This window comes from Tabrizicola caldifontis, from assembly GCF_004762095.1.
GTDB classification, from domain to species: domain Bacteria; phylum Pseudomonadota; class Alphaproteobacteria; order Rhodobacterales; family Rhodobacteraceae; genus Tabrizicola; species Tabrizicola caldifontis.
Genome location: NZ_SIJH01000001.1, coordinates 56257 through 77265, shown reverse-complemented (window position 1 = coordinate 77265; position 21009 = coordinate 56257). Strand labels below are relative to the sequence as shown.

The following is a 21009-nucleotide window of genomic DNA, read 5'->3' as shown; positions in this document are numbered from 1 at the left end:
GCGCGGGGACCGCACGCCTTACGGAATGATACGGGTGTATTTCGTTCCGCCCAGCGTCGCACCCGCGATCAGGCCCTGCTGGCCGAAGACCAGTGCAATGACGGGTTCAAGCTCGGTTGTTTCCTTGCCGATCGAGGCGCCCTGTTCCGGGGTGGCATAGCGCACATCCGCCCCCACTGCCCAGCCCGACGAGCGGCGGAAGGTTTCCAGTGCATCCTGGGTCATGAAAAACAGGGCATGGGCATATTGCTGTGCGCCGATCTGGAGCCCGATCGTCCCCTTTGCGGCAGCATAGTAATCGACGGTCACGCCCTGAATGCGCAGCGCGCCGCGGCCATAGGCCCCGCCGATGCCGAAACCGGCCTCGGTCACGAGCGGCATGTAAAGCACCCCTGCGGCGCGCGCAGCAAGATCCTGCGTTCCCGGATAGCGCTGGAACAGGAAGCGTTGCGTCGCATCCACCCGAGCATCGATCTGCGCAGCGCCGTTCGATCCCACGCCATTCGCGCAGGCTGCAAGGCCCAGTGCGCCTGCGCCCAACACCAGACCACGTCGCGTCATGCCGTTTCCGATGGTCATTTGTCCGCCCTTTCTGCCTCACGGGGTCTGAAGGCCCCATTGCCCAATATCTAGCCGCTCACGGCCCGTTTGTCACTGTCTTACCACAAGATGGGCGGCGGGATGCCGAAACTTGCGCTTCAGGGCAGAAGCGTCCGGTAAAGGGCGAAATCCTCGGCCGCAGCCCTGTGCAGCATGGCTTCGGTCTCGGGGGAAAGTTCGGTCAAGCCGGGGGGAGAGACGTTCAGGCGAGGCAGGATGATTTCGCAGTTCAGCCGATCCTCGAGGTACTGGACGAAACTGTCGATCTCCTCGTAGCGGAACAGCCGGTCCACCCCCTGGCCCTGTCGCGGACGCAGAAAGCGGGCCTGGCTGCCCACATCGGCGAAGGCGGGGCGCGGATCCTGGCACCAGGCGCGCACGAAATCGTCGAAGCTCATGCCCGCCGTCGACTTGTCCTCGGCCGTTTCCTCGCGCTGGCGGAACCTGTACCACGACCCCAGCCAGTCACGCGGCTCGCGCATCAGGGCGACCAGGGTAAAGTTGTCCTTTGAGGCTGCCTCGAGAAAGGGCCCGATGAAGCGGCGATAGCGGTGGACGGTCGTGTGCTTCAGAAGCGGTGGCCGCTGGATCGAGACAGCCGCAAGCGATTCGAGCGCGGCCGAAATCGCCGTAGAACCCGTCTTGGGCGTGGCCAGAAAGACCAGCCGCTGATCCCAGAACACAAGCACTTTCTTCCCTCGCACAAGAAAGCCAGTCGCTGCCCCGGTTTCGGGCGGCGGCATAAACTATCCGTTAACCAGACCGCGCAAAAGCTGTGTTTGAAGAGAAATTGATTGAAATGTTCCCGATTTGATCTCATAAGGACGAGAACACTTGGGGAACATGTGGCAGGATTGCCGCCCACACGCGGCTATGGAATAAGGAGACGGAAATGGCGGTGGCAAACCTTCTCGACCTCGGGGGCAAGCGGGACATGGACAAGGCGAAGGCGCTGGAAAGCGCGCTGGCGCAGATCGAACGGCAGTTCGGCAAGGGCTCGATCATGCGGCTGGGGGCCGACAGCCCGGCGATGGAGATCGAGGCCACCTCGACCGGGTCGCTTGGTCTGGACATCGCGCTGGGGATCGGGGGGCTGCCCAAGGGCCGGATCATCGAGATCTACGGGCCGGAATCCTCGGGCAAGACGACGCTGACGCTGCATGTCGTAGCCGAGGAACAGAAGAAGGGCGGGGTCTGCGCCTTTGTCGATGCCGAACATGCGCTTGACCCGCAATATGCCAGGAAGCTGGGGGTCAATCTGGACGAGCTGCTGATCAGCCAGCCCGACACCGGCGAACAGGCGCTGGAGATCGTGGATACCCTGGTCCGTTCGGGTGCCGTCAGCCTGGTCGTGGTCGACTCGGTCGCGGCCCTCGTGCCGAAGTCCGAGATCGAGGGCGACATGGGCGACATGCAGATGGGCAGCCAGGCCCGCCTGATGAGCCAGGCGATGCGTAAGCTTACGGCCTCGATTGGCCGGTCGAACTGCATGGTGATCTTCATCAACCAGATCCGCCAGAAGATCGGGGTGATGTTCGGCAACCCGGAAACCACCACCGGCGGCAATGCGCTGAAGTTCTACGCCTCGGTCCGGCTGGACATCCGCCGCATCGGCGCGATCAAGGACCGGGACGAGGTCGTGGGCAACACCACGCGGGTCAAGGTGGTGAAGAACAAGGTCGCGCCGCCCTTCAAGCAGGTCGAATTTGACATCATGTATGGCGAAGGCATCTCGAAGACCGGGGAACTGATTGACATCGGCGTCAAGGCCGGGGTCGTGGAAAAGTCGGGCGCCTGGTATTCGTTCAAGGACGAACGCATCGGCCAGGGGCGCGAGAATGCAAAGGCCTTCCTGAAGCAGAACCCGAGCGTCGCGATGGAGATCGAGGACAAGATCCGCGCTGCGAACGGGCTGGATTTCGCCATAGCCGGCGGGGATGACGCCGATGTTCTGGACGAATGACCCGGCAAGCCAAGCGGGGCAGTCCGTGACCTTTCTGCCTGTCTGACCTGTTTGGGGCGTGAACTGCGGCGGAAGCCGGTCCTGCATCCGGAACCGCAAGGTCGGCCGGAAGCCCAGCTTCCGGCCTTTTATGTGTATGTCTCGGGCGGATAGTGGACAGGCCCGGTGCATGGGGCTACATGGGAGGCCGAATTCACGTTTCCGCCGCCCGAAAGGCCAGACATGGCATCGCTGAACGACATCCGATCGACCTTCCTCGACTATTTCCGCCGCAACGGCCACACGGTTGTGGACAGTTCCCCCCTGGTGCCGCGGAACGACCCGACACTCATGTTCGCCAACAGCGGCATGGTGCAGTTCAAGAACCTGTTCACCGGGATCGAGCGCCGCGACTACGTGCGCGCCACCACTGCCCAGAAATGCGTGCGGGCAGGGGGCAAGCACAACGACCTCGACAACGTGGGCTACACTGCGCGCCACCACACCTTTTTCGAAATGCTGGGGAATTTCTCTTTCGGCGACTATTTCAAGGAAGGTGCCATCCCCTTCGCCTGGGAACTGCTGACAAAGGATTTCGCCATTCCGAAGGATAAGCTGCTGGTCACCGTCTATCACACCGATGACGAAGCAGCAGCAATCTGGAAGAAGGTGGCGGGCCTGCCGGACGAGCGGATCATCCGCATTCCGACCGATGACAACTTCTGGCGCATGGGTCCGACCGGACCCTGCGGCCCCTGCACGGAAATCTTCTATGACCACGGGCCCAGCATCTGGGGCGGCCCCCCGGGCAGCCCCGAGGCAGACGGTGACCGTTTCATCGAGATCTGGAACCTCGTCTTCATGCAGAACGAGCAGCTTCCCGACGGGTCGCTTCGCGTTCTTGACATGCAGTCGATCGACACTGGCATGGGGCTGGAACGGATCGGGGCGCTGCTGCAGGGCAAGCACGACAACTACGACACCGACCTGATGCGCAGCCTGATCGAGGCCAGTGCGAATGTCACCTCGCAAGATCCTGACGGGCCGGGAAAAATTCATCATCGGGTGATCGCGGATCACCTGCGCTCGACCAGTTTCCTGATCGCCGACGGGGTGATGCCGTCGAACGAAGGCCGGGGCTATGTGCTGCGGCGGATCATGCGCCGCGCGATGCGGCATGCGCACATGCTGGGGGCGCAGGATCCGGTCATGCACCGTCTGGTCCCGGCGCTGGTGCGCCAGATGGGCGCGGCATATCCCGAACTTGTGCGGGCCCAGGCGCTGATCGAAGAGACGCTGCGACTGGAGGAAACCCGGTTCCGCCAGACGCTTGAGCGCGGCCTGCGCCTGCTGGACGAAGAACTGGCAAGGCTGCCAGAGGGAAGCCCGCTTCCCGGCGCGGCCGCCTTCCGCCTGTATGACACCTATGGTTTTCCGCTTGACCTGACGCAGGATGCCCTGCGCGAGAAGGGGCGCGAGGTCGATGTCCAGGGCTTCGATGCCGCCATGGCCGAACAGAAAGCCAAGGCCCGCGCGGCCTGGGCGGGAACGGGCGAGGCGAAGGACGCAAGGATCTGGTTCGAGATCGCCGAGGAACACGGCACCACGGAATTCCTGGGCTATGATACCGAGACTGCCGAAGGCGTGATTTCCGCGCTGGTCCGCGACGGGGTGACAGTCGGTCAGGCGGCAGCCGGTGAACAGGTGCAGATCGTGGTGAACCAGACCCCCTTCTATGCCGAATCTGGCGGTCAGGTGGGGGATGCCGGTTTCATCCGCACCGATACCGGGATGGCCGAGGTTACCGACACGAAGAAGGCTGCAGGGGTATTCATCCACATTGCCACGGTCACCGAAGGGACCGTGATCAAGGGACAGCCGGCGAAGCTGGAGGTCGCCCATGCCCGCCGCTCTGCAATCCGCGCCAATCATTCGGCGACGCACCTTCTGCACGAGGCTTTGCGCCGGCGGCTGGGCGAACATGTCGCCCAGAAGGGCAGCCTGAACGCTGCCGACCGCCTGCGCTTCGACTTCAGCCATTCCTCGGCGATTCCGGCTGCGGACCTTACCGCGATCGAGGCTGAGGTGAACGCCTTCATCCGTCAGAATGCGCCGGTGGAAACCCGGATCATGACCCCCGACGACGCCAGGGCCATCGGCGCTCAGGCCCTTTTTGGCGAGAAGTACGGTGACGAGGTCCGGGTTGTGTCGATGGGCGTGCTGGAAGGTTCGGGCAAGGGCGCCGAGGGGCGGACCTACAGCATCGAACTGTGCGGCGGCACTCATGTGCAGCGCACCGGCGACATCGGGGCGATGGTAATCCTTTCGGAAAGCGCCTCCTCTGCCGGCGTGCGCCGGATCGAGGCGCTGACCGGGCAGGCAGCACTGGACCATCTGCATCAGCAGGAGGCACGGCTGAACGAAATCGCCGCGATCATCAAGGCCCCGCCGGCAGAGCTGGCCGACCGCATCCGCGCGCTGTTCGAGGAACGCAAGGCGCTGGCGAACGAGGTTGCGCAGCTGCGCCGCGAACTGGCAATGGGCGGTAAGGCCTCTGGCCCGGAGGTCAGGGATATCAACGGGGTGAAGTTCATTGCTCAGGTGCTTTCAGGCGTTTCAGGCAAGGATCTTCCAGCGCTGATTGACGAGATGAAGGCTCGAATCGGCTCGGGCGCTGTTCTGCTGATCGCGGATACCGGTGGCAAACCTGCGGTTGCGGCGGGTGTCACCCAGGATCTGACTTCGGGGTTGTCGGCCGTGACGCTGGTCAAGGCCGCGGCCGAGGCGATGGGCGGCAAGGGCGGTGGTGGCCGGCCCGATCTTGCCCAGGCGGGCGGCGCCGACATCACCCTTGCCGACGCGGCAATCAAGGCGGCTGAAGCCGTGATCGGAGGATAACCCATGCCCAGCGCACTCTGGATCGCCCATGTCGAAGTGACCGACGCCGAGGCCTATGGCCGCTATGCAAAGGAAGCCGGCCCCGCCATCGCGGCGCACGGCGGGGTCTTTCTTGCCCGCGGCGGCCGCTATGTGCAGCTGGAAGGCAACGACCGGGCCCGTAACGTGGTTGCCCGCTTTCCCAGCCTGGAGGCCGCGGTGGCGTGCTACAACTCGGCCGCCTATCAGGCCGCGCTGGCCCATGCGAAGGGCGCTTCCGTTCGCGACCTGGTTGTGGTGGAGGAAATCGAGTAGGGCTTTCAGACAATTGAATGGACCAACCCTGCCGGTCGGCGAATTTTCTGCTAGACTTGCAGAAAAACAAAGGTTCGGGCAGATGATCCTTTCAGCCACGGGGGCACGCTGATGTGCCGTTGGGCCGCCTACATTGGGGCGCCGATCTTTCTTGAAGAGATCGTCAGCCGCCCCGGCCACAGTCTGATCCACCAAAGTCACTGCGCCACGCAGTGCCACACCGCGATAAATGCCGACGGGTTCGGGATAGCCTGGTATGGGGCCAGGCCGGAACCCGGCCTGTTCCGCGATGTTCTGCCGGCCTGGTCCGACCCGAACCTGCGCAGCCTTACGGCACAGGTGCAGTCGCATCTGTTCCTTGCGCATGTCCGCGCTTCGACCGGCACGGCCACCAGCCGCAACAACTGCCACCCCTTCACCCATGGGCGGTGGAGTTTCATGCACAATGGCCAGGTCGGCGGATACGAGGCGTTTCGGCGCGATGCCGACATGATGATCCCCGAGGCGCTGTACCCGCATCGCAAGGGGGCGACCGACAGCGAGGCGCTGTTTCTTGTGGCGTTGGCCGAAGGGTTGGATGATGACCCGCGCAGCGCGCTGGAGCGTGCGGCGGCCCGGTTCATCCGGCTGTCCCGGCAAAAGGGCCAGGCGCCGCATTTGCGGATGACGGCAGCTCTGGCGGATGGGCAGCGGCTCTATGCCGTGCGCTACGCCACCGACGATGCCGCACCCTCGCTCTGGCACCGATGGTCGGACACGCGGCAGGGCAGGGCAGTCGTTTCCGAACCGCTCGAGGCCGAAGAACACGGCTGGGAGGAAGTGCCCCCCGCCAGTTTCTGCACCTTCGAAGGAGACAAGGTTCGCATCGAGCCGTTCCTGCCCTGCCGGCTTGCCGCCGCCGCCTGAGCAGGGTGGGCGGGTGCGGCATCGCCCGCCCGATGCCGGGCCTCAATCCTTGCGTGAAGCCCTCTTGCGTTCGTTTGGGTCCAGCAGGCGCTTGCGCAGGCGGATGATCTTGGGCGTGACTTCCACCAGTTCGTCATCGTCGATATAGGCGATAGCCTCTTCCAGGCTCATCTTCACGTGCGGGGTCAGCCGCACCGCTTCGTCCGAGCCCGAGGCGCGGATGTTGGTCAGCTTCTTGCCCTTCAGGGGGTTTACCTCAAGGTCGTTGTCGCGGCTGTGTTCACCGATGATCATGCCGACGTAGACCTGTTCCTGCGGCCCGATGAACAGGCGGCCGCGCTCTTCCAGGTTCCACAGCGCATAGGCAACCGAGACGCCATTCTCGGTGGAAATCAGCACGCCCTGCCGGCGGCCCTGGATCGGGCCCTTGTGCGGCGCCCAGCCGTGGAAGATGCGGTTCAGCACGCCCGTGCCGCGCGTGTCGGTCAGGAACTGACCCTGATAGCCGATCAGCCCGCGCGAGGGCACATGCGCCACGATCCGCGTCTTGCCAGTGCCGGCGGGCTTCATCTCGACCAGGTCGCCCCTGCGTTCACCCGTCAGCTTGTCGATCACGGCGCCGGTGTATTCGTCGTCCACGTCGATGATGACTTCCTCGATCGGCTCGTGCCGGACGCCGTCGATGTCGCGCATGATCACGCGCGGGCGCGAGATCGACAGTTCGAACCCCTCGCGCCGCATGTTCTCGATCAGGACGCCCATCTGCAGTTCGCCCCGGCCGGAGACCTCGAAGGCCTCGCCGCCGGGCGTGTCGGCGACCTTGATTGCGACGTTCTGTTCGGCCTCCTTCATCAGCCGGTCGCGGATGACGCGGGACTGCACCTTGGTTCCGTCGCGGCCCGCAAGCGGGCTGTCGTTGATGCCGAAGGTCACGGTGATCGTCGGTGGGTCGATGGGCTGGGCGGGAAGTGGGGTGTCCACCTCCAGCGCGCAAAGCGTGTCGGCCACGGTGGCCTTGGTCATCCCCGCAAGCGTCACGATGTCGCCCGCTACCGCCTCGTCGATCGGCTGCTGCGACAGGCCGCGGAAGGCGAGGATCTTGGTCACGCGGAACTGCTCCAGCCGCTCGCCGATGCGCGACAGGGCCTTCAGCGTCGCGCCGGTGCTGATCCGGCCCGATTCCACCCGGCCGGTCAGGATGCGGCCCAGGTAGGGGTCGGCCGACAGCGTGGTCGCCAGCATCGAGAAGGGTTCGTCCTGCCGTGCCAGCTGCTTCGGCGCCGGCACATGGCGCACGATCAGGTCGAAGAGCGCCGAGAGATCCTTGCGCGGCCCGTCCAGTTCCAGATCCGCCCAGCCCGACCGGCCCGAGGCATAGACATGCGGGAAATCCAGCTGCTCGTCGGTCGCGCCGAGATTGGCGAAAAGGTCGAACACCTCGTTCAGCGCGCGGTCGGGTTCGGCATCGGGCTTGTCCACCTTGTTCAGCACCACGATCGGGCGCAGGCCAAGGGCCAGCGCCTTGGTCAGCACGAACTTGGTCTGCGGCATCGGGCCTTCGGCGGCGTCGACCAGGAGGCAGACGCCATCCACCATGCTGAGGATCCGCTCCACCTCGCCGCCGAAATCGGCGTGGCCGGGGGTGTCGACGATGTTGATCCGGGTGCCCTGCCATTCGACACTGGTGCATTTCGCCAGGATGGTGATGCCGCGTTCTCGTTCGATGTCGTTGGAATCCATCGCCCTTTCGGTGACGGCCTGATTGTCGCGGAAGGCGCCGGACTGTTTCAGCAGCTCGTCCACCAGCGTGGTCTTGCCATGATCGACATGCGCGATGATGGCGATGTTGCGAAGCTCCATCGAAGAAATCACTTTCGTTCTTGCGGTTTGGGGCGGCGATAGCGCAGGCCGCCCGGAAAGGCCAGAGGAACCTTACGCCGCGATATAGCGGTCGCGCCGGTGGTTCACGGCGAGGAACAGCGAAAAGACCGCAGCGCCAAGGAAGCTGTAGGCGAGCGTGTCGAAGGGCAGAATCAGCGCGGCCAGGCCAAAGATCGCCGCGTCCGACAGAAGTTGCGCATGGCCTGCCGGAAAGCCGGTGCGGTCCTGCAGCTCGATCCAAAGGACCGAAAGTCCGCCGAAGCTGCCGCCATGCCGGATCGCCGCCAGCGCCGCGATGCCGAAGAGCAGGCCGAAGAGGATGGCGGCCACCGCAGGCTCGATCCGGCCCAACTCGACCCAGCCTGGCAGGAGAGCCACCAGAGCCGAAAGCGCCGCGGTCGTCACCAGCGTCTTGATCGCAAAGGCCGCGCCCATCCGCCGCCAGGCGATTCCGAGGAAGGGCAGGGTGACCGCGAAATAGACCGGCGGGAAAGGAAGGCCGGTCCAGTGCGCGATCAGTACCGCAAGGCCGGTGGTCTGGCCGGTGACAAAGCCCATATGGGTCAGGATGTGCATCCCCAGCGCGGCCATGGTGACGCCGAAGGCAATGCCCTGTGCGTCATCTGCCGCGCTGTGGCGCGGGCGGTCGGCGATCTGGTCAGGCCGGTCGGGCATGGCGGAGTCCTTGTCGTGGATCCGATGTGGCGCAAGGCGTGATGAAAGTCAATAATGCTGACCTAATTTGTCGGGCGCACGAAGAAGGGCCAGAGGTTGGCCTCCGGCCCCGGTGTCGTCGTGGCGGGCATGCGGTGCGCGGCAGCGCACCCTACGCCAGCAACAGGTTTCAGCCCTTCAGCGCCTTGTTCAGGTATTCGTCCACCTTTTCCAGATAACCCATGGTGGTCAGCCATTTCTGGTCGGGTCCGACCAGAAGCGCCAGGTCCTTCGTCATATAGCCGTCCTCGACCGTCTGCACGGTCACCTTTTCCAGCGTGGTGGCAAAGTTCATCAAGGCATCGTTGCCATCCAGCTTGGCGCGGTGCTTCAGCCCGCCGGTCCAGGCGAAGACCGAGGCAATGGAGTTGGTCGAGGTCTCGCGGCCCTTCTGGTGTTCGCGGTAGTGGCGGGTGACGGTGCCGTGGGCTGCCTCTGCCTCGACCACCTTGCCGTCGGGCGTCATCAGGACGCTGGTCATCAGGCCAAGGCTGCCGAAGCCCTGCGCAACGGTGTCGGACTGCACGTCGCCGTCATAATTCTTGCAGGCCCACACATAGCCGCCCGACCACTTCAGCGCGCTGGCCACCATGTCGTCGATCAGCCGATGTTCATAGTGGATGCCTGCGGCCTTGAACCGGTCCTCGAACTCTTCCTCGTAAACCTTCTGGAACAGATCCTTGAACCGCCCGTCATAGGCCTTGAGGATCGTGTTCTTTGTGGACAGGTAGACCGGCCAGCCCTTCATCAGGCCGTAGTTGAACGATGAACGGGCGAAGTCGATGATCGACTGGTCAAGGTTATACATCCCCATGACCACCCCGGCGCCGGGGGCATCGAAGACCTCGCGCTCGATCACCTCGCCATCCTGGCCCACGAATTTCAGGGTCAGCTTGCCGGGGCCAGGGAAGCGGAAGTCGGTCGCGCGATACTGATCGCCGAAGGCGTGGCGTCCGACAACGATGGGCTTGGTCCATCCGGGCACGAGACGCGGAACATTCCGGCAGATGATCGGCTCGCGGAAGATGACGCCGCCCAGGATGTTGCGGATCGTGCCGTTCGGCGACTTCCACATCTGTTTCAGGCCGAACTCCTGGACCCGCGCCTCGTCCGGCGTGATCGTCGCGCATTTGACCCCCACCCCGTACTTGAGGATCGCATGGGCGGCATCGACGGTGACCTGGTCATTCGTCCGGTCACGTTCCATGATCCCCAGATCATAGTATTTCAGGTCGATGTCGAGATAGGGCAGGATCAGCTTCTTCTTGATGAAATCCCAGATGATCCGGGTCATCTCGTCGCCGTCGAGCTCGACGACGGGGTTTTCAACCTTGATCTTCGACATCGGGACCTCCTGTGGATTCGGTTGCGCGCTGCATAGCGGAAAATCGGACGCATGGGAAGGGCGGTATGCGATTGTATACCGATTTGTCGCGGGTGCCTGCCGCCCTCGCCGGAACGGTGGCCGACGAATGGCTGCCGTCTCCTTGATCGGTCAGGTGAACCAGGGACGCGCCTTCGCCTTCACCCATTCCCAAAGGCCGGGTGCTCCTTTTGCGATCTTGCTGCCGACCCGTGTTTCCAGCTGGTCGTAGGTGACGTTGTAGGTCGCCCAGGTGCCACCGCCCGACATCAGATTCGCCATCACCGGCTGCACGCGGTCGAGACTTTTGGCAAAGCGGGCGTCCGGGGTTTCGGCGGCTTCGAATTCTTCCCACAGGCTGCGAAGGGCGGTCGCCAGGTCGTCGGGAAGCAGCCCGAAGATCCGCTCGGCAGCCTTTGCCTCGGCCGCCTGTGTCTGCGGGCTGGCATGGGCCTGACCGTTCTGGGCATGGATTGGTACGTCGCCCACGTCGATCTCGACCAGATCGTGGATGAGCAGCATCCGGATGACCCGGTCGACCGACACGCCCGGCCCGGCCTGATCGGCCAGGACCAGCGCATAAAGCGCAAGATGCCAGGAATGTTCTGCGGAATTCTCGGGACGCGAGCCATCGACCAGCGTGGTGGCGCGCATGACGTGTTTCAGCCGGTCGGCCTCGTTCAGAAAGGCGAACTGCTGCTCAAGCCGCTGCGTCAATGGCCCATGCCACCGAAATCAACCGGGGCGACGGGTTCTTCCTCGACCTCTCCGCGCCTTGCCGCGAGGGCCTGGTTCAGGAATTCCCGGCCCCGTCTCTCGGCCAGGCGAACGCGGATCGAGGTCATGAAGGCCTCCTGAAACGTGGGCGAGGCGGCCATCAGCACCTTGGCGATCTTTTCGTAGAACCGGTCGTCCCCAAGCTCGGCCTCGGCGGCCAGGACGTCTTCGGCCAGCTTGTCGGCAAGATCCTGAAGCTTGGTCATGCTAGCGCGTCACCTCGGTCATCCGCCGGCGGACATATTCGGTCACCGTGTCGATCATCGGCTTCATGTGGGCTTCTTCGTCCTTGAAGAAGTGATCCGCCCCCTCGATCTCGGCATGGGTGATGGTGATCCCCTTCTGCTCGTGCAGCTTGGACACCAGCGCGCGGATGTCCTTGGGTGGGGCAACCTTGTCGGCGGTGCCATTGATGATCAGGCCCGAAGAGGGGCAGGGCGCAAGGAACGAGAAGTCGTACAGGTTCGCAGGAGGCGCGACCGAGACGAAGCCGGTGATCTCGGGCCGGCGCATCAGCAGCTGCATGCCGATCCACGCGCCGAAGCTGAAGCCGGCGACCCAGCAGTGCTTGGCGTTCTGGTTCATCGACTGCAGATAGTCCAGCGCCGCGGCCGCATCCGACAGCTCGCCAATGCCCTGGTCATACTCTCCCTGGCTGCGCCCGACACCGCGGAAATTGAATCGCAGCACCGTGAAGCCAAGGTTGTAGAAGGCGTAGTGCAGGTTGTAGACCACCTTGTTGTTCATCGTGCCGCCATAGGCCGGGTGCGGGTGCAGAACGATGGCGATGGGTGCGTCGCGGTCTTTCTGCGGGTGGTAGCGGCCTTCCAGACGACCGTCGGGGCCGGCGAATATTACCTCGGGCATGGGCCTCTTCTCATGCAGGAGCGCGCGGTTTCTTGACGCTTTCGCTCGACTAATTTAGAACCGTTCTAAAGGGCGCCTGGGTGCCTGTTCATCGGGTCCGGACTGAGGTAATGCGCGCAAGGCGTGGCGTCAATCGGCTTGGCACCAGCATTTTTCGCGCCAGGAGGTGGCGATGAAACTTTCGACCAAGGGACGCTATGCCATGGTCGCGCTTGCCGACCTGGCGCTGGTCGAGGCACAGTCTGGCGGCAATGAACTGGTGTCGCTGGCCGCCATCTCGAAGCGGCAGGACATATCGCTGGCCTATCTCGAGCAGCTTTTCGTCAAGCTGCGTCGGGCAGGCCTGGTCGAGGCGGTGCGTGGCCCCGGCGGCGGCTACAAGCTGGCGAAAAGCCCCGACCAGATCCGCATCTCGGAAGTCATGCAGGCGGTCGAGGAAACTGTCGATGCCATGCACACCGGGGCAGGGGCCAGCGGGGCGGTTTCGGGTACACGGGCGCAATCGTTGACCAACCGGCTGTGGGAGAGCCTGTCGGCGAACGTCTATGTCTTCCTGCATCAGGTGCGGCTGTCTGACGTGGTGAACAACGACCTGACGCCCTGTCCTGCGGTGCCCTCGCTTTTCCGCGTGGTGGACGAGGAATGAGACCCTTGTGCCCGTGGCGGCCGCCGGGGGTTTCACACCCCCGGACCCCCGTGGGATATTTGGGCAGAGAGGAAGGACCGGGTCGTGACCAGACTTTATCTTGACTGGAATGCAACCGCACCGCTGCGGCCCGAGGCGAAGGCCGCGATGGTCGCGGCGATGGAGGTGGTGGGCAACCCCTCGTCTGTCCACGCCGAGGGGCGGGCCGCCAAGGCGCTGATGGAAAGGGCCCGCGCGAAGATTGCGGCTGCGCTGGGGGCGGACGGGTCGGATATCGTTTTCACCTCGGGGGCGACCGAGGCCGCGGCCTTGGCATGTGCCGGGCGCGGGCTGGTTTGTGCGGGGATCGAGCATGACGCAGTGGCCGCCTGGTGTGATGTCAGCCTGCCGACGGACGCGCAGGGTCGGGTGGCCGTGGCCGACGCGGGGCGCACGGCACTGCAATTTGCCAACAGCGAGACCGGGGTGCTTCAGGATCTGCCGCCCGGCCTTGCGGTCAGCGACCTCACACAGGCATTCGGAAAGATTCCCCTGTCTTTCAACTGGCTGGGTTGCGACATGGGCCTGGTTTCGGCGCACAAGCTGGGCGGTCCGAAGGGAATCGGCGCCCTTGTGGTGCGACACGGGGTCGAGGTGCCGGCCCTCCTGAAAGGCGGCGGGCAGGAAATGGGCCGCCGTGCGGGAACCGAGAACCTGATCGGCATCGCGGGCTTTGCCGCCGCGGCCGAAGCTGCGCAGCGCGACCTTGCAAACGGACTGTGGGACGAGGTTGCCGAAATTAGAAATATTCTAGAATCAGAGTTGTCGGCGGCAGGAAATGGGACTATTTCTGTCGGGAATGCCGCGCCCCGGCTGCCGAACACACTTTGCCTGATCGCGCCCGGATGGAAGGGCGAGACCCAGGTCATGACGATGGATCTGGCGGGTTTCGCAGTCTCGGCGGGATCGGCCTGTTCCAGCGGCAAGGTGCGCGCAAGCCGCGTGCTGACCGCGATGGGCCTTGACGAGGCGCTGGCGGCGCAGGCGATCCGGGTCTCGATCGGCCCGGGGGTGACGAAGGATGACGTGGGGCGGTTCGCGAAAGCCTGGACCGCCGGCTATGCCAAGGCCCGCGCGCGGGCCGCATGAGGGAGAGACGGGTCGATGAACGCGATTGTTGAAACTGCCGCCCAGGACATCCGTGAAGGGGTGGACCGCGAGACGATCGAAACCGTCCAGGCGATGGCCGGCAAGTACAAGTACGGCTGGGAAACCGAGATCGAGACGGAATATGCGCCGAAGGGCCTGAACGAGGACATCGTGCGCCTGATCAGCGAAAAGAACGGCGAGCCCGAATGGCTGCTGGACTGGCGTCTGGCGGCCTACCGGCGCTGGGTCAAGATGGAAGAACCCCGCTGGGCGATGCTGCATTACCCGGAAATCGACTATCAGGATCAGTATTACTACGCCAAACCCAAGAGCATGGCGCAGAAGCCCAAGTCCCTGGACGAGGTGGATCCGAAGCTTCTGGCCACCTACGCAAAGCTGGGGATTCCGCTGAAGGAACAGATGCTTCTGGCCGGGGTCGAAGGGGCGGATGAACCGCGCAAGGTGGCGGTGGATGCCGTGTTCGACTCGGTCTCGGTCGGCACGACCTTCAAGGCGGAACTGGCGAAGGCCGGCGTGATCTTCTGTTCCATCTCCGAGGCCGTGCGCGAACACCCCGAGCTGGTGAAACAGTATCTGGGCAGCGTCGTGCCGCCGACGGACAACTTCTTCGCCACGCTGAACAGCGCCGTGTTTAGTGACGGGTCGTTCGTCTATGTGCCCAAGGGCGTGCGCTGCCCGATGGAACTTTCGACCTATTTCCGCATAAACGCGGAAAACACCGGCCAGTTCGAACGGACGCTGATCATCGCAGACGAGGGGTCTTACGTCAGTTATCTGGAAGGCTGCACTGCGCCCAAGCGTGACACGCATCAGCTGCACGCGGCGGTGGTGGAGATCGTGATCCTGAAGGATGCCGAGGTGAAATATTCCACCGTCCAGAACTGGTATCCGGGCGACGAGCAGGGCCGGGGCGGGATCTACAACTTCGTCACCAAGCGCGCCGATTGCCGCGGCGACCGCGCCAAGGTGATGTGGACACAGGTGGAAACCGGATCGGCGATCACCTGGAAATACCCCTCGTGCATCCTGCGCGGCGATGACAGCCAGGGCGAGTTCTATTCCATCGCCATCGCCAACAACGCCCAGCAGGCCGATACCGGAACCAAGATGGTGCATCTGGGCAAGCGCACGAAGTCGCGCATCGTGTCCAAGGGCATCAGCGCGGGCCGGGCGCAGAACACCTATCGCGGGCTTGTCTCGATGCATCCGAAGGCCAAGGACAGCCGCAACTATACGCAGTGCGACAGTCTTCTTATTGGCGACAAATGCGGGGCGCATACTGTGCCCTATATCGAAGTGCGCAACAATTCCTCGCGCGTGGAACATGAAGCGACCACCTCGAAGGTGGACGACGACCAGCTGTTCTACTGCCGTTCTCGAGGGATGGACGAAGAGGAAGCCGTTGCCCTGGTGGTGAACGGCTTCTGCAAGGAGGTGCTCCAGGCCCTGCCGATGGAATTCGCCATGGAGGCGCAAAGCCTGGTCGCGATCAGCCTGGAAGGAAGCGTGGGGTGAACGTCACGGTGCAGACCGGGCGGCAGCGCAGGGGCACGTTCGTATCGCCCCTTGCTCATGTCGTGCGGACGGTCATCCATGGCGAGCCGATCTTCTTTACCGTCGGCAACCCGTTCGACGCGATCCAGCGTTGTCACATGGAAGGTCGGTTCTATGAGCAGGAAGAACTTGCCATCATCGCCAGGCATTTTCCCATAGGCGGAACCTTCCTTGACGTCGGGGCCAATGTCGCGAACCACACCGTCTATGTTGCGAAGTTCCTTCACGCGTCGCGGATCGTCTGCATCGAGCCGAACCCTCCGGCAATTGCGCTGCTGGAAAGCAACGTCTGGCTGAACGGCCTTGCGAAGGTGGTCGATGGGTCTTTTCTTGGTGTCGGCCTGTCGGACCAGCGGAAAGAAAATGTGGGCTTCCGATACTCCGGCAGAAATCTGGGAGGGGCGCGGGCCGTCGAAGGGGAAGGAGCGATCCGGCTTGAGCGCGCGGACACGCTGCTTGCCGGGCAGCGCTTCGATTTTATAAAGATCGACGTGGAAGGCATGGAATTGGCAGTGCTTTCCGGCATGAGCGGCATGCTGGCCACGCATCGGCCGAAGATGTTCATCGAAGTGGACAACGCCAATGCGCAGGGCTTTGCCGCCTGGCTGGAAGGTTCCGGCTATCGCGTGGTCGAGCAGTTCCGGCGCTATTCGGCAAACATCAACTACCTTGTTGCACCGGTGCCATGACACGTCCGTGCATGATATCGAAGCTGAAAGGCAACCGGCCGGCGCGTGTCTTTCGTGCCTGGCCGGGCCCAGTGGTGCAATCCGCTGCTTTGGCGGATCCGCGGGCGTCACTGCGCGGCGGGCCTGGCGGAACGGCTGCGGGCCAGGTGGTCGATCGTGGTGCCTTTCGACAAAGACGTTTGGAGGCCGGCTGCCAAGACGTCAAAAGGCGGGCCCGCAAGGACGCGCTGGCGGGCCGGATGGCGCGTTGGCCCGTCTTGCCCGGCCCGATAGCTCCCGGATTGCCGATCCGGGTGATCGCATGTTTTCCGACCCGATCTGCTGGTCGCCCGACATTCACAGGATGAGAAAGATGCTGGAAATCAAGAATCTGCACGTCAAACTTGAGGAAGAGGACAAGGTCATCCTCCGTGGTATCGATCTGAAGATCGGCCCCGGTGAGGTGCATGCGATCATGGGGCCCAACGGGTCGGGCAAGTCGACGCTGTCCTACGTGCTTGCCGGGCGCGAAGGCTATGAGGTTACCGAAGGGTCGGCCATGCTGGAGGGGCAGGAACTTCTGGAGATGGAGCCAGAGGAACGCGCCGCGGCGGGGCTGTTTCTGGCGTTCCAGTATCCGGTGGAGATCCCCGGCGTCGGCAACATGACCTTCCTGCGCACCGCCGTGAACGCCCAGCGCAAGGCGCGCGGGGAAGAGGAACTGTCGGCGGCCGATTTCCTGAAGGTCGTGCGCGAAAAGGCCAAGGGGCTGAAGATCGATGCCGACATGCTGAAGCGTCCGGTGAATGTCGGATTTTCGGGTGGTGAGAAGAAGCGCAACGAAATCCTTCAGATGGCCATGCTGGAGCCCCGCATGTGCATCCTGGACGAAACCGACAGCGGCCTTGACGTGGATGCGATGAAGCTGGTTTCGGACGGGGTGAATGCGCTGCGTGACGGCAAGCGGTCGTTCCTCGTGATCACCCACTACCAGCGGCTTCTGGACCATATCAGGCCTGATGTCGTGCACATCATGGCAGGTGGCCGGATCATCCGGACCGGTGGGCCTGAACTGGCGCTGGAGGTGGAAACCAACGGCTATGCCGACATCCTGGGCGAGGTGGGTTGATGGCTCTGGCGGCTGCGAAGGAAACGGCGCTGGCGGCGCGCGAGGCGGCCCTGCGGTTGCCCGAGTGCTCAGGCTGGCTGGGCGCGGCGCGGATCTCGGCCCGGGCCCGGCTGGCTGCCATGGGCCTGCCGGCCAGGCGTGACGAATACTGGCGCTATACCGATCCGGCGAGCCTGAATGCGCCCCAGGCCCCTGTGGCGGCAGTGTTCCGGCCCGGCGACGAGGCCCCCGCCTTCGACGGGATCGACCGGTTTAGGATTGTCTTCGTCGATGGTGTCTTCGATGCCGCAGCTTCGGACGACCTGTCGCTTGCGGGGGTGGAGATCGAGCGCCTCTCGCAGGCGGGTGGCTCCGACATCCATTGGGCTCAGGGGATCTATGGCGTGCTTGAGGCCCGGGGCCAGTCCCCCGTGCAGCGGCCCTATGCGGCGCTGAACACGGCCTACGCGACCGACGGCGTACTGATCCGGGCCACCGGCCGGGCGACAAGGCCGATCGCACTGGTTTATGTTCATAATTCAGAGACATCCGATGCGATCCTGCATCACTGCATAAAGGTCGAGGCCGGTGCCGAACTGACAGTGCTTGAAAGCGGCCCGGCCGCGGCGCGGTTTTGCAAGGTAATGGAGGTGGACATCGCGGATGGCGGGCGTTTCCACCACATCCGCGTACAGGGACGCGATCACGAACGCCGGGCGGTGACGCATGTCTTCGCCCGTCTTGGGGCGGAAGCACTGTTCAAGTCCTTCACGCTGACCGCGAACGGGCGGCTCACGCGGAACGAGGCGGTGATCGAGCTTTGCGGGCCAGACTCGGTCGCCCATGTTGCCGGTGCGGCGGTGGGCGACGGCGACTTCCATCATGACGACACGGTGTTCATCACCCATGCGGCCGAACATTGCGAAAGCCGGCAGGTGTTCAAGAAGGTGCTGATGAATGGCGCGACCGGCGTGTTCCAGGGCAAGATCCTGGTGAAGCCCGGTGCACAGAAGACGGATGGCTACCAGATCAGCCAGAGCCTGCTTCTGGATGAGGACAGCCAGTTCCTTGCCAAGCCCGAACTGGAAATCTACGCCGACGACGTGAAGTGCAGCCACGGATCCACCTCGGGCGCGATCGACGAGACCGCGCTGTTCTACCTTCAATCGCGTGGCGTGCCGCGCGTGGTGGCACAGTCGCTTCTGGTTCAGGCCTTCCTGGCCGAAGCCATCGACGAGGTGGCTGACGAGGCCATTGCCGAGGACATCCGTGGTCGGCTGGAAGCCTGGCTGGCACGGCACGCGGCCAAGGCGGGCGCATGACGGTCACCACCGATCTTGTCGCCACCTGGCGGTCGCCCAGGGCGGCCGTGCGTCGGCATCTGGCGCGGGGGGTGTCAGAGCCCTTCGCATTTTCGCTGCTGCTAGTCTTCCTGATCCTTGCCTTCATCGGCCAGTGGCCGGTTGCGGCGCGCGAAGCCTTTCTTGCGGGCGAACCATCGGCCGCGCCGCGCATCCTGGCGCGGGCTTTCGCGGTTCTGGCCACCATTCCGCTGTGGTATGGTCTGGCCGCGCTCAGCCGGCTGGTCTCGGGCGCGCTTGGCGGGCGGGGAACATGGTATGGTGCACGCATCGCACTGTTCTGGGCGCTGGCGACGGTGGGGCCGCTGATGCTGCTGCAAGGCATGGTCGGCGGGATGATCGGGCCGGGGCCGGGGCTTTACGCGGTGACGACGGCAGTGGGACTGGCGTTCCTGTGGCTCTGGTTCACCATGCTGCACGAGGTGGAACGCGGATGACGGGCCTGCGCGATCAGATCATTTCCCTGGCGCGGCTGTCGGTGCAGGACCCGCGCCGTGGCGCACGCACGCTTCTGTCGCTGGACGTGCCGCTTCCCGCGCGCACCGCGGGCCTTCTGCTGATGGCGGTGGCTTCGGCGGTGCTGATGCATCTGGGGTTCCTGCTTCTTCCACCCGCAAATGACCAGATGAGCCAGTTCCTGATGCAAAGCCCGATCCGCACAGCGGTGATCCAGTGGCTGATCCTGGTTATTTCGGTCTTTCTGATCTTCCAGATCGGTCGCGCCTGGGGCGGTCACGGCAGCCTGCCTGACACGCTGCTGATCGTCGTCTGGTTGCAGGTCATCATGCTGGGGGTGCAGGTGGTGCAGCTTCTGGCACTGATCCTTGCGCCGCCTCTGGCGGGCATTGTCAACATCGCCGGCCTGATCCTGTTCTTCTGGCTGCTGTCCAGCTTCATCGCCGAACTTCACGGCTTTGCTTCGCGCGGGAAGGTTCTGGCCGGGATTTTCGCCACCACCTTCGCCGTGGCGCTGATCGTGGTCTTTGTCCTGTCGCTGTTCATCGGCCCGGAGGCTTTGCAAGGTGGTGTATGACGTCCGGAAAATCCGCGCCGACTTTCCGATCCTCGGCCGCGAGGTGAACGGCAAGCCGCTTGTCTATCTGGACAACGGCGCAAGCGCACAGAAGCCTCAGGTGGTCATCGATGCGGTGACACGGGCCTATTCGATGGAATATGCCAATGTTCACCGTGGCTTGCACTATCTTTCGAACCTCGCCACCGACAAGTACGAGGCGACGCGCGGCAAGATTGCCCGCTTCCTGAATGCCGGATCCGAGGACGAGATCATCTTTACCACCGGCACGACGGAAGGGATCAATCTTGTCTCCTATGCCTGGGCCGCGCCCCGGCTGCAGGCGGGTGACGAGATCGTGCTCACCATCATGGAGCATCATGCCAACATCGTTCCCTGGCACTTCCTGCGCGAACGGCAGGGCGTGGTGCTGAAATGGATCGAGGTAGACGGCAAGGGCGACCTTGATCCGCAGGCGGTGATCGATGCCATCGGTCCGAAGACGAAGCTGGTTGCCGTTACCCACATGTCGAACGTGCTGGGCACGGTGGTCGATGTCGCGGCAATCTGCCGTGGCGCGCGGGAAAAGGGCGTACCGGTCCTGGTGGACGGGTCGCAGGCCGCCGTCCACATGCCGGTCGATGTGCAGGCCATTGGCTGCGACTTCTACGCCATCACCGGACACAAGCTATATGGGCCAAGTGGTTCCGGGGCGATCTTCATCTGCAGCGACCGTCAGGCCGAGATGCGCCCCTTCCTGGGCGGCGGCGACATGATCCGCGAGGTGACGCGCGACACCGTCACCTGGAACGACCCGCCGATGAAGTTCGAGGCCGGCACCCCCGGTATCGTGCAGCAGATCGGGCTGGGCGTCGCACTTGACTATCTGATGGACTTGGGAATGGCGAATATCGCCGCGCATGAGCGCAGCCTTCGCGATTACGCCCGCGACAGGCTGGCGGGGCTGAACTGGCTGAACGTTCAGGGTCAGTCGGCCACGAAGGGGGCGATCTTCTCGTTCACGTTGGACGGCGCGGCGCATGCGCACGACATCTCGACCATCCTGGACAAGCGGGGCATCGCCGTGCGCGCTGGCACCCATTGCGCCATGCCTCTGATGGAACATCTGGGAATTACCGCCTCGTGCCGGGCGTCGTTCGGGCTTTACAACACTACCGAGGAAGTGGACGCCCTTGTCAGTGCGCTGGAACTGGCGCACGAGTTATTTGCCTGACCGGGCAAGCGCCCACGGATTTCACGAGTGATCCG

Annotated in this window: 21 protein-coding genes; 13 read left to right on the top strand and 8 right to left on the bottom strand. The window is 63.9% G+C overall.

Annotated elements, in window-relative coordinates; translation table 11 throughout:
- Window positions 1-18 precede the first annotated feature (18 nt).
- On the bottom strand, window positions 19-579 hold the full coding sequence (locus EYB42_RS00365) for a lipid-binding SYLF domain-containing protein (protein WP_135446983.1): 561 nt from the start codon (window positions 577-579) through the stop codon (window positions 19-21).
- A 119-nt stretch (window positions 580-698) separates the two neighbouring features.
- The gene (locus EYB42_RS00360; RefSeq protein WP_135446981.1) at window positions 699-1289 is read right to left on the bottom strand and encodes a sulfotransferase family 2 domain-containing protein; all 591 of its coding nucleotides are present in this window, start codon (window positions 1287-1289) and stop codon (window positions 699-701) included.
- 203 nt (window positions 1290-1492) lie between these two features.
- Between EYB42_RS00360 and recA the strand changes: the two genes are divergently transcribed.
- The 4 genes from recA to EYB42_RS00340 all read left to right on the top strand — a co-directional run bounded on the left by recA (window position 1493) and on the right by EYB42_RS00340 (window position 6640).
- On the top strand, window positions 1493-2563 hold the full coding sequence (recA, locus tag EYB42_RS00355) for a recombinase RecA (protein WP_135446979.1): 1071 nt from the start codon (window positions 1493-1495) through the stop codon (window positions 2561-2563).
- A 222-nt stretch (window positions 2564-2785) separates the two neighbouring features.
- A complete protein-coding gene (gene alaS, locus EYB42_RS00350; RefSeq protein WP_135446977.1) occupies window positions 2786-5440 on the top strand; it encodes an alanine--tRNA ligase in 2655 nt (884 codons plus the stop codon).
- Between the two features lie 3 nt (window positions 5441-5443).
- Complete coding sequence (locus EYB42_RS00345; RefSeq protein ID WP_135446975.1) at window positions 5444-5734, top strand: DUF1330 domain-containing protein; 291 nt, start codon at window positions 5444-5446, stop codon at window positions 5732-5734.
- A 111-nt stretch (window positions 5735-5845) separates the two neighbouring features.
- Complete coding sequence (locus tag EYB42_RS00340) at window positions 5846-6640, top strand: class II glutamine amidotransferase (protein ID WP_135446973.1); 795 nt, start codon at window positions 5846-5848, stop codon at window positions 6638-6640.
- A gap of 42 nt (window positions 6641-6682) precedes the next feature.
- Here the strand turns inward: EYB42_RS00340 and typA are convergent, their stop codons facing one another.
- The 6 genes from typA to EYB42_RS00310 form a co-directional block, all read right to left on the bottom strand.
- Window positions 6683-8500, bottom strand: coding sequence for a translational GTPase TypA (gene typA, locus EYB42_RS00335; RefSeq protein ID WP_135447432.1), 1818 nt, complete (start codon window positions 8498-8500; stop codon window positions 6683-6685).
- 72 nt (window positions 8501-8572) lie between these two features.
- Window positions 8573-9196, bottom strand: a complete 624-nt coding sequence (locus EYB42_RS00330) for a YitT family protein (RefSeq protein ID WP_240783896.1) — start codon at window positions 9194-9196, stop codon at window positions 8573-8575.
- 169 nt (window positions 9197-9365) lie between these two features.
- A complete protein-coding gene (locus EYB42_RS00325) occupies window positions 9366-10580 on the bottom strand; it encodes an NADP-dependent isocitrate dehydrogenase (RefSeq protein ID WP_135446971.1) in 1215 nt (404 codons plus the stop codon).
- Window positions 10581-10730: 150 nt separating this feature from the next.
- The gene (locus tag EYB42_RS00320; protein WP_135446969.1) at window positions 10731-11315 is read right to left on the bottom strand and encodes an HD domain-containing protein; all 585 of its coding nucleotides are present in this window, start codon (window positions 11313-11315) and stop codon (window positions 10731-10733) included.
- Window positions 11312-11581: a dynein light chain family protein gene (locus EYB42_RS00315; protein WP_135446966.1), complete on the bottom strand. Its 270-nt coding sequence runs from the start codon at window positions 11579-11581 to the stop codon at window positions 11312-11314. Before EYB42_RS00315 ends, EYB42_RS00320 begins: the two co-directional genes overlap by 4 nt.
- Before the next feature lies 1 nt (window position 11582).
- The gene (locus EYB42_RS00310; RefSeq protein WP_135446964.1) at window positions 11583-12242 is read right to left on the bottom strand and encodes an alpha/beta hydrolase; all 660 of its coding nucleotides are present in this window, start codon (window positions 12240-12242) and stop codon (window positions 11583-11585) included.
- A 172-nt stretch (window positions 12243-12414) separates the two neighbouring features.
- On the opposite strand from EYB42_RS00310, the gene EYB42_RS00305 reads away from it, so the two are divergent.
- From EYB42_RS00305 to EYB42_RS00270, 9 genes are all read left to right on the top strand, one after another.
- On the top strand, window positions 12415-12888 hold the full coding sequence (locus tag EYB42_RS00305) for a Fe-S cluster assembly transcriptional regulator IscR (RefSeq protein ID WP_135446962.1): 474 nt from the start codon (window positions 12415-12417) through the stop codon (window positions 12886-12888).
- A gap of 84 nt (window positions 12889-12972) precedes the next feature.
- Complete coding sequence (locus EYB42_RS00300; protein ID WP_135446960.1) at window positions 12973-14016, top strand: cysteine desulfurase family protein; 1044 nt, start codon at window positions 12973-12975, stop codon at window positions 14014-14016.
- A 15-nt stretch (window positions 14017-14031) separates the two neighbouring features.
- Window positions 14032-15552, top strand: coding sequence for a Fe-S cluster assembly protein SufB (sufB, locus tag EYB42_RS00295; protein ID WP_135446958.1), 1521 nt, complete (start codon window positions 14032-14034; stop codon window positions 15550-15552).
- Window positions 15549-16280: an FkbM family methyltransferase gene (locus tag EYB42_RS00290; protein ID WP_135446955.1), complete on the top strand. Its 732-nt coding sequence runs from the start codon at window positions 15549-15551 to the stop codon at window positions 16278-16280. Before sufB ends, EYB42_RS00290 begins: the two co-directional genes overlap by 4 nt.
- A 352-nt stretch (window positions 16281-16632) precedes the next feature.
- The gene (sufC, locus tag EYB42_RS00285; RefSeq protein ID WP_135446953.1) at window positions 16633-17388 is read left to right on the top strand and encodes a Fe-S cluster assembly ATPase SufC; all 756 of its coding nucleotides are present in this window, start codon (window positions 16633-16635) and stop codon (window positions 17386-17388) included.
- Window positions 17388-18689, top strand: coding sequence for a Fe-S cluster assembly protein SufD (gene sufD / locus EYB42_RS00280; protein WP_135446950.1), 1302 nt, complete (start codon window positions 17388-17390; stop codon window positions 18687-18689). Before sufC ends, sufD begins: the two co-directional genes overlap by 1 nt.
- Window positions 18686-19165, top strand: a complete 480-nt coding sequence (locus tag EYB42_RS17230; RefSeq protein ID WP_167850865.1) for a YIP1 family protein — start codon at window positions 18686-18688, stop codon at window positions 19163-19165. The genes sufD and EYB42_RS17230 overlap by 4 nt, the downstream gene beginning before the upstream one ends.
- On the top strand, window positions 19162-19761 hold the full coding sequence (locus tag EYB42_RS00275) for a YIP1 family protein (protein ID WP_167850864.1): 600 nt from the start codon (window positions 19162-19164) through the stop codon (window positions 19759-19761). The genes EYB42_RS17230 and EYB42_RS00275 overlap by 4 nt, the downstream gene beginning before the upstream one ends.
- Window positions 19754-20974 carry a cysteine desulfurase gene (locus tag EYB42_RS00270; RefSeq protein ID WP_135447428.1) on the top strand — a complete coding sequence of 407 codons (1221 nt, stop codon included), beginning with the start codon at window positions 19754-19756 and terminating at the stop codon, window positions 20972-20974. The genes EYB42_RS00275 and EYB42_RS00270 overlap by 8 nt, the downstream gene beginning before the upstream one ends.
- Window positions 20975-21009: the final 35 nt, after the last annotated feature.

What these genes read in the sequence shown, in the direction of transcription:
- EYB42_RS00365 (WP_135446983.1), bottom strand. Translation starts at nt 579, where the DNA reads ATGACCATCGGAAACGGCATGACGCGACGTGGTCTGGTGTTGGGCGCA.
- recA (WP_135446979.1), top strand. Translation starts at nt 1,493, where the DNA reads ATGGCGGTGGCAAACCTTCTCGACCTCGGGGGCAAGCGGGACATGGAC.
- alaS (WP_135446977.1), top strand. Translation starts at nt 2,786, where the DNA reads ATGGCATCGCTGAACGACATCCGATCGACCTTCCTCGACTATTTCCGC.
- EYB42_RS00345 (WP_135446975.1), top strand. Translation starts at nt 5,444, where the DNA reads ATGCCCAGCGCACTCTGGATCGCCCATGTCGAAGTGACCGACGCCGAG.
- EYB42_RS00340 (WP_135446973.1), top strand. Translation starts at nt 5,846, where the DNA reads ATGTGCCGTTGGGCCGCCTACATTGGGGCGCCGATCTTTCTTGAAGAG.
- typA (WP_135447432.1), bottom strand. Translation starts at nt 8,500, where the DNA reads ATGGAGCTTCGCAACATCGCCATCATCGCGCATGTCGATCATGGCAAG.
- EYB42_RS00330 (WP_240783896.1), bottom strand. Translation starts at nt 9,196, where the DNA reads ATGCCCGACCGGCCTGACCAGATCGCCGACCGCCCGCGCCACAGCGCG.
- EYB42_RS00325 (WP_135446971.1), bottom strand. Translation starts at nt 10,580, where the DNA reads ATGTCGAAGATCAAGGTTGAAAACCCCGTCGTCGAGCTCGACGGCGAC.
- EYB42_RS00315 (WP_135446966.1), bottom strand. Translation starts at nt 11,581, where the DNA reads ATGACCAAGCTTCAGGATCTTGCCGACAAGCTGGCCGAAGACGTCCTG.
- EYB42_RS00310 (WP_135446964.1), bottom strand. Translation starts at nt 12,242, where the DNA reads ATGCCCGAGGTAATATTCGCCGGCCCCGACGGTCGTCTGGAAGGCCGC.
- EYB42_RS00305 (WP_135446962.1), top strand. Translation starts at nt 12,415, where the DNA reads ATGAAACTTTCGACCAAGGGACGCTATGCCATGGTCGCGCTTGCCGAC.
- sufB (WP_135446958.1), top strand. Translation starts at nt 14,032, where the DNA reads ATGAACGCGATTGTTGAAACTGCCGCCCAGGACATCCGTGAAGGGGTG.
- sufC (WP_135446953.1), top strand. Translation starts at nt 16,633, where the DNA reads ATGCTGGAAATCAAGAATCTGCACGTCAAACTTGAGGAAGAGGACAAG.
- sufD (WP_135446950.1), top strand. Translation starts at nt 17,388, where the DNA reads ATGGCTCTGGCGGCTGCGAAGGAAACGGCGCTGGCGGCGCGCGAGGCG.
- EYB42_RS17230 (WP_167850865.1), top strand. Translation starts at nt 18,686, where the DNA reads ATGACGGTCACCACCGATCTTGTCGCCACCTGGCGGTCGCCCAGGGCG.
- EYB42_RS00275 (WP_167850864.1), top strand. Translation starts at nt 19,162, where the DNA reads ATGACGGGCCTGCGCGATCAGATCATTTCCCTGGCGCGGCTGTCGGTG.